Genomic DNA, 6453 nt, shown 5'->3' with positions numbered 1-6453 from the left:
GCCCCTGTGCGCCTTTTTGGTAGCGCCAACTACAAAAAAGGCGCACAGGGCCGCTAGGCCAACACTTCTCGCGTGGCCTCGACCAGGCGCTCCAGCCAGGCGTCGGTGCCGACGGCCTGACGCAGCGGCTCGTTGGGCAATTCGATGCTGACCGGCAGTCCGGCAGGCAAAGTCGACCAGATGTCGGCCAGGGCGATGCCGCCGGTGCCGGGCACCAGACGCTCCTCGCGGGCCTGACGGATCAGCTCTGCGTCCCCAGTGGGAGCGGGGGTCGAACCGTCGCACATCTGGGCGTAGTGCAACCACTCGCGAGGGATGGACGCAAGATCCTCGAGCGTTGTCGCCGAGCGGTCGGTGTGCAATGCGTCGACCAGGACACTACGAGCCGGACCGTCTGCCGCCGAGACGATCTCGATGGCCGCACGTGCATCGGGCACCGCAGTCCACGGCATGAACTCGAGGGAAGCGACGATGCCGTAGTTCGCGCACAGTTCCGCGAGGCGTGCATAGGAGTCCGTGAGCCGAGCGCGGTCGCGGTCGTCGCCGCCCACCAGAACGGCTTTGGCTCCGAGCTGTGCGCCCGCTTCGAGCAACGGAACGTAGTCGGTGGGGTCGAAGTCGGCTGCAAGACGGATGATTTCGAGGTCGAATACCTCGACCGGTGAATCGCCCAGTCGACGCACCAGCTCGTCCAACGACTGCTTGTCCTCGTGCAGAGGGTAGGCCGTCGTACCTGGTGCCGCTGGCATCAGACGGATACCGATGGTGTCGAAGCCGTGCTTTTCAGCCAAGGCGACGTGCTGCATCGGTGCGGTGTCGAGCACTGTGAGGGCTGCCAGTCCAAGTGAGAGTGTCATGCGTGCGCTCCAACTGTCTCGGCTCCGGCCAGTTCCCGGCCGGCCAGGTAACCGAATGTCATGGCCGGTCCGAGGTTGATGCCCCCGGACGGGTAGTGCCCGCCCATCACGCTCGCCTGATCGACGCCGACGGCGAGCAACCCCTCGATGGGGCGGTCGTTGTCGTCGAGCACATGCGACGACGAGTCCGTGACCAGTCCGGCGAAGGTGCCGAAACTCCCTGGCACGACTTTCACCGCGTAGTACGGACCCTTCTGCAAGGGCGCGAGCGACGGGTTCGGCCACGGATTGGAAGCATCTCCGGAACCTCGGTTGAACGGTGTTGTACCGCGACCGAACTCGGGGTCTTCACCGGCCACGGCCCCGATATTGAAAGCTGCGACGGTTTTCTCCAACTGCACGGGGTCGACGCCGATCTTCTCGGCCAAGTCCCGAAGAGTGCGCCCACGCGTGAGGTACCCCGAGCGCAGGTACGGCTGGATCGGGATCGGCAAGGGCTTCGCCATGCCCAGCGGGAGGTATCGCACATACTGTTGATCGGCAATCAACCACGAGCACACCTCTTCGCCCTCGGGAACCTGCTCGACCATCGCGAGTGTGTAGTCGTGATAGCCGAGTGCTTCGTTGACAAACCGCTTGCCGTTCGCGAGAACTCCGATGACACCGGGCTTTCCGCGATCGAGGATGTGCGGGAACACACCTTCCTTGCCGTTGCGGTAGCGAACGATGGAGACGGGGCAGTACGCGACGGGGGAGGCGAGGGTGCGGTCGAGTCGGCCGCCCACGGATTCGCCGAGGGTGATGCCGTCGCCGGTGGTTGTCTTCGGGGTGAGCGACCAGTGCTCGTTGCCGGTGGGGGTGCGCGGGAACAGTTCGCGTCGTCGGTCGATGTCCTGGGCGAAGCCGCCGGTGGCGAGTACGACACCACGTCGGGCAGTTACCGAGTACGCGCCGTCCGGACTTTCGAGGCGGACGCCGACAACGCGGCCGTCGTCATCGGTCTGCAACGCGGTCGCGGACGTCTTCACCCGAAACTCGACGCTCAGATCGAGTGCCGAGCGCAGCATCATGCCGACAAGCGCGGTGCCGTTGACGAGTTGCTGGCCACGACGCTTGGTGGCGAGATCGAACATGTGCTTTGTCACCCGAACACCACAGTGCACAAATGCTTTCGGCGATCGAGTCGAGTGCAGGAATGCCTGCAGGTCGGGCCCGGCCATGATGCCCATGCCGAGGAATGACGTCTCGTACAACTGTCGACGTAGCAGCGCCGCGACGTCGGGTCCGAGCTTTCGCAAGCTCACCGGTTTCGGTCCGACGGAACGATGACCCGTGCCGGCTCCCGGTGTATCACCGTGAATGTCGGCGATCTTCGCTCCGGGAACAAACTTCAGCGCTGTCTTGCGTTCGAAGAACTCGACCATCTCCGGTGCACCGTCGAGAAGAGCATCAACTTTGGCGGCGTCGAAGTTGTCGCCGAGTCGGTTTTCCAGATATGTCCGCGGTGCCGAGCGATCCTCGACAACCCCGTCGGCGATGGCAAACATGTTGCGTGGGGTCCACATCCACCCGCCCGACCAGGCCGTTGCGCCGCCGCAGGTGTCGGCCTTCTCGACGACGAGGACGGACGCGCCGCCATGTGCTGCGGCAATTGCTGTGGAAAGCCCGCCTGCGCCGGAGCCCACGACAACCACGTCGTAGGTGAGGGGGGTACTGCTACTCATTTCTGCTCCTTGGCAGTTGTTGCGAGGGTCGGTGTCGATGTCAGCTCGACAACCTTGCCCGTTCGTGACGATTCGTAGATTGCGGCGATGATGGCAAGTGACGCGCGGGCGTCCCGGCCGGTGACGGCGGGTTCGCGCCCGGTCAGGACCGCGTCGGCGAAGTCCTGAACCTGCAGGGTGTGGAAATCGGTCAGTGCCGCATTGACCGCTCCCACATTGAGATTGGCGTCGATGTCGGCGGAGTACGGCGACTGGAACTCCACTTCGCCCGGCACCGTCCAGATTTCGTTGACACCCTCGTGCCCTTCAGGAAATTCGAGGACGCTGGCAATGGCGCCGGTGCGCCCGATCACCGTCACGCGGTTACCCAGATTGTGATTGGCACCGGTAGTCGCGGTGACGGTGGCGGTGCCGCCCGAGGCAAAGGAGATCACAGCTGACGCGCTGTCTTCGGTCTCGATGTGCTCACCGTGGGTGTGGGTGCGGATGAAGCCGCTGACCGAGACGGCCTCGCCCATGAACCAGGCCAGCATGTCGATCTGGTGCACGGCCTGTGTCATGAGCACGCCACCGCCGTCGGTGTCCCAGCGTCCGCGCCACGCATCGGCCGAGTAGTAACTAGACGGGCGGTGCAGGATCACCGACGCCTCACCGAGCATGGGTAGTCCGATCCGCCCGTCGTCGATGGCGTCGCGGATCCGACGTGCTGCCGGCCAGAATCGGCGTTGGAAGAGCACCCCGAACGTGATACCGGCGCGGTCGGCGGCCTCGATCATGCGGTCGGCGGCAGCAACATCGACTGCGATGGGCTTCTCGCACAAAACATGTACACCCGCTTCGGCAGCGGCCACGACTACCTCTTCATGTACCGGGTGCGGCGTGCAAACGGTGCAGGCGTCGAGTCCGAGGGCGAGAAGTTGCTCCACTGAACTCACGGCTGCGGGAATGCCGTGCGCTGCCGCGAACTCCTGGGCGCGTCCGAGATCGGGATCGCAGCAGCCGATCACCTCGACACCGGGGACTTGTTGCAGCGCGCGGGCATGGTTGCCGGCGATCTTGCCGCAGCCGACGATTCCGACTTTCAACGTCATCAGAAATGTTCCTCTGCTTCGACGTCCCGCGCCGCAGATTCGCCGCGGTCGAGACTGTTCAGTGCTTCGATGTCCTCGCTGGTGAGGGTGACGTCGAGTGCTGCCAGGTTCTCGGCCTGACGCGTCGGGTTCGCTGATCGCGCGACCGGAACCACACCCTGCGCGACGTGCCAAGCGAGGACCACTTGAGCTGGTGTGCAACCGATTCGACCGGCGATCTCGCTCACAACGGCGTTGTCGAGCACGTCACCCCGGCCGAGCGGACTCCACGACTGAGTGAAGATGCCAAGTTCGTCGTTTGCGCGGCGAACCGGGATCCGAGCGAGCGACGGGTCCATCTGAATCTGGTTGACTGCCGGTGCCTCGCCGGTTTCGGCGACGACGCGGCGCAGGTGGAGCTCCAGGAAGTTCGACACACCCACGTACCGAACCAGTCCGGCGTCGCGGCAGGCCAGCATCGACTCGAACGACGCGACATAGCGATCGATTCGCGGGAGTGGCCAGTGGATCAGGAACAGATCCAGCTGGTCGAGTCCCAGTAGTTCCAGACTCTGCTCGAGGGCGCCCCGAATGTCGCCGGAAACCTGGTCGTTGCCACGAAGTTTGGTGGTGACGAACAGTTCTTCTCGCGGCACACCTGATTCCGCCAGCGCCACACCGACGGCGCCCTCGTTGCCGTAGATCGCGGCGGTGTCGATGAGGCGGTACCCGGCCTCGATGCCGGAGAGAACCGAGTTCGTGGCGTCGGTACCGACCAGGGGCCAGGTTCCGAGTCCAATGGGCGGCAATGCAGTTGCCACGGGTGTGGCTGCCTGTGTGGTCATGCGTGAACCTCCTGACGTGCCGCAGCGGCGGCGGTGATCGCGACGGCAACGTCGGCTGCGGTCACGAGTGCGGCATGGATGGACCCGCCGTCACCGCTCGCGTCGCCGACGGTATGTACTCCGAGTCGTGGTGCCAGTGAACGGAGTTCGGCAAGAAGTTCCGAACGCGGCTCGACGCCTTGCGAGATCAGCAGTTCGCCCGGAGCATCGACCTCGCTCAGCACACCGGCCGTCGAAATCGTGACGCGGTCAGCGGCGACTGTGGTGACGATCGAGCTGAGGTAGGTCGTGAGGTTCTCACTTGCAGCCAGGCGCGGCAGCAGCACGATCTTTCCGCGGCGTCCGACGTCGTGCGCGATGGTTTCCTGCGGGCCGATCATCACGACCTGGGTGCCCTTCTGAAGGAGATCGTCGGCGACGGCCGCAGCCTCACGGTCGGCGCCGAAGATGGTGACAGCGGCAGGAGCTGGATCGCCGGAGACGAGGAATTCGCGGACGTCGCGAACGGTACGGGTTGCTGCTCCGGGGAGATCGACCACGGGGCCGACGCCGCCGGCGGCAAGAACTATGGCGTCGAAATCGACACCGGAGAGCAAAGCAGCATCTACCCGGGTCGAGGTGTGGCAGTGGACCCCGAGTTCAGCCAGTTCCGCGGCGTACCAGTCCACGATCCGTCCATATTCGGGATACTCGTGAAGCTTCGATGCCAGAGCGAAGTCGCCACCGAGGCTGGGTCGCTCGTCGTACAGGTCGACGCGGTGACCGGCAAGTGCGAGGTCGCGGGCAGCGGCCATTCCCGACGGCCCGGCACCGATGACGGCGACCCGCACGGTGGCATCAGCCGGCTTTGTAGGCTGATCCAATTCGCGGCCGACCCACGGGTTGACGGAGCAGGGAATGGGGCCGGCGGCCAGGCTGTCGATGCAGTAGTTGCAGGCAATGCAAGGGCGGTACCGGCCACCGTCGATGGCACGATTCGGGAAGTCCGGATCTGCGTGCAGCGTACGAGCCATGCTGACGAAGTTCGCCTGCCCGGATTCGATGATCCGCGCAGCGATCTCCGGCGACGTGATGCGTCCGGCCACTCCCACCGGGATGTCGAAGTCGCGCTGGTACTGCTCGGAGTACGGCGCGAGGAGACCGCGCGACCATTCACCGGGCTGGATGATCCACTGTCCCGCTTCGTAGTTGCCGGCCGAGACGTCGAGGAAATCGAGTCGGTCGGTGTCGATGGCGCCGATGCGAGCGCGAGTCATCTCGGCGTCGAGTCCGCCGTCGATGCCTTCGAAGGCTGAGAATCGGAGTCCCAGAGTGATTCCCGGTGCGTGCTCGTGGACGGAGGCGATGACCTTGTTGACGAACAAGGTGGGGTCGGCCCACTCGTCGTCGCGGTGATTGTAAGCAGGGGAGAGGAACTGGTGGATCAGATACCCGTGGCCACCGTGCAGGGAGATGACGTCGACGCCGGCCTGCTGGCAGCGTGCCGCGGCTTCACCGAAACATTCGATGATGTGCTCGATGTCGTCGCCGTCGAGTTGTTCTGGCATCTCGCCGCCGACAACCAAACACGGAATCGGTGTCGGGGCAACGGGAACAAACCCGCTGACAGAACCTTGCGCCGTACGTCCACCGTGGTTGAGTTCGACTCCGACGAGGGCGCCGTGAGCGTGGATCGCGTCGGCCATCTTCTTGATGCCGGGAATCCGTTCGTCGACGTCGACGCCCATCTGCCGGATGCGTCCCTTGCCGTCGGCACGCACGTAGCTCGCTTCGGTGAAGATCAGTGCAGCACCACCTTCGGCGCGGCGGGCGAGGTACGCGATGTACTCGTCCGTCATGGTGCCGTCGACTTCGCAGTAGTTGCGTTCCATCGGGGCGGACACGAACCGGTTCCGGAGGCGGACGCTGCCCATGTCGAGAGGTTCGGCGAACGGCGCAGTCACGTTCATCAGTGCTC

General features: G+C 64.7%; 5 protein-coding genes. All 5 read right to left on the bottom strand.

The window, feature by feature from the left end:
• Positions 1 to 53: 53 nt before the first annotated feature.
• The 5 genes from AC1Q6C_RS03190 to AC1Q6C_RS03170 are packed head-to-tail and all read right to left on the bottom strand — an operon-like array spanning position 54 to position 6445.
• Positions 54 to 857, bottom strand: coding sequence for a sugar phosphate isomerase/epimerase family protein (locus AC1Q6C_RS03190; protein WP_042921750.1), 804 nt, complete (start codon positions 855 to 857; stop codon positions 54 to 56).
• Positions 854 to 2581: an FAD-dependent oxidoreductase gene (locus AC1Q6C_RS03185; RefSeq protein WP_436382697.1), complete on the bottom strand. Its 1728-nt coding sequence runs from the start codon at positions 2579 to 2581 to the stop codon at positions 854 to 856. The genes AC1Q6C_RS03190 and AC1Q6C_RS03185 overlap by 4 nt, the downstream gene beginning before the upstream one ends.
• Positions 2578 to 3672 (bottom strand): Gfo/Idh/MocA family protein, encoded by a 1095-nt coding sequence (locus AC1Q6C_RS03180; RefSeq protein ID WP_058037799.1) that lies wholly within the window; start codon positions 3670 to 3672, stop codon positions 2578 to 2580. Before AC1Q6C_RS03180 ends, AC1Q6C_RS03185 begins: the two co-directional genes overlap by 4 nt.
• Positions 3672 to 4496: an aldo/keto reductase gene (locus AC1Q6C_RS03175; protein ID WP_030535323.1), complete on the bottom strand. Its 825-nt coding sequence runs from the start codon at positions 4494 to 4496 to the stop codon at positions 3672 to 3674. The genes AC1Q6C_RS03180 and AC1Q6C_RS03175 overlap by 1 nt, the downstream gene beginning before the upstream one ends.
• Positions 4493 to 6445: an oxidoreductase gene (locus AC1Q6C_RS03170; protein ID WP_042451270.1), complete on the bottom strand. Its 1953-nt coding sequence runs from the start codon at positions 6443 to 6445 to the stop codon at positions 4493 to 4495. Before AC1Q6C_RS03170 ends, AC1Q6C_RS03175 begins: the two co-directional genes overlap by 4 nt.
• Positions 6446 to 6453 lie beyond the last annotated feature (8 nt).

Source organism: Rhodococcus sp. MT28, assembly GCF_058792695.1.
The sequence above is the reverse complement of the archived record's forward strand: the minus strand, read 5'-3'. Positions and strand labels throughout refer to the sequence as shown.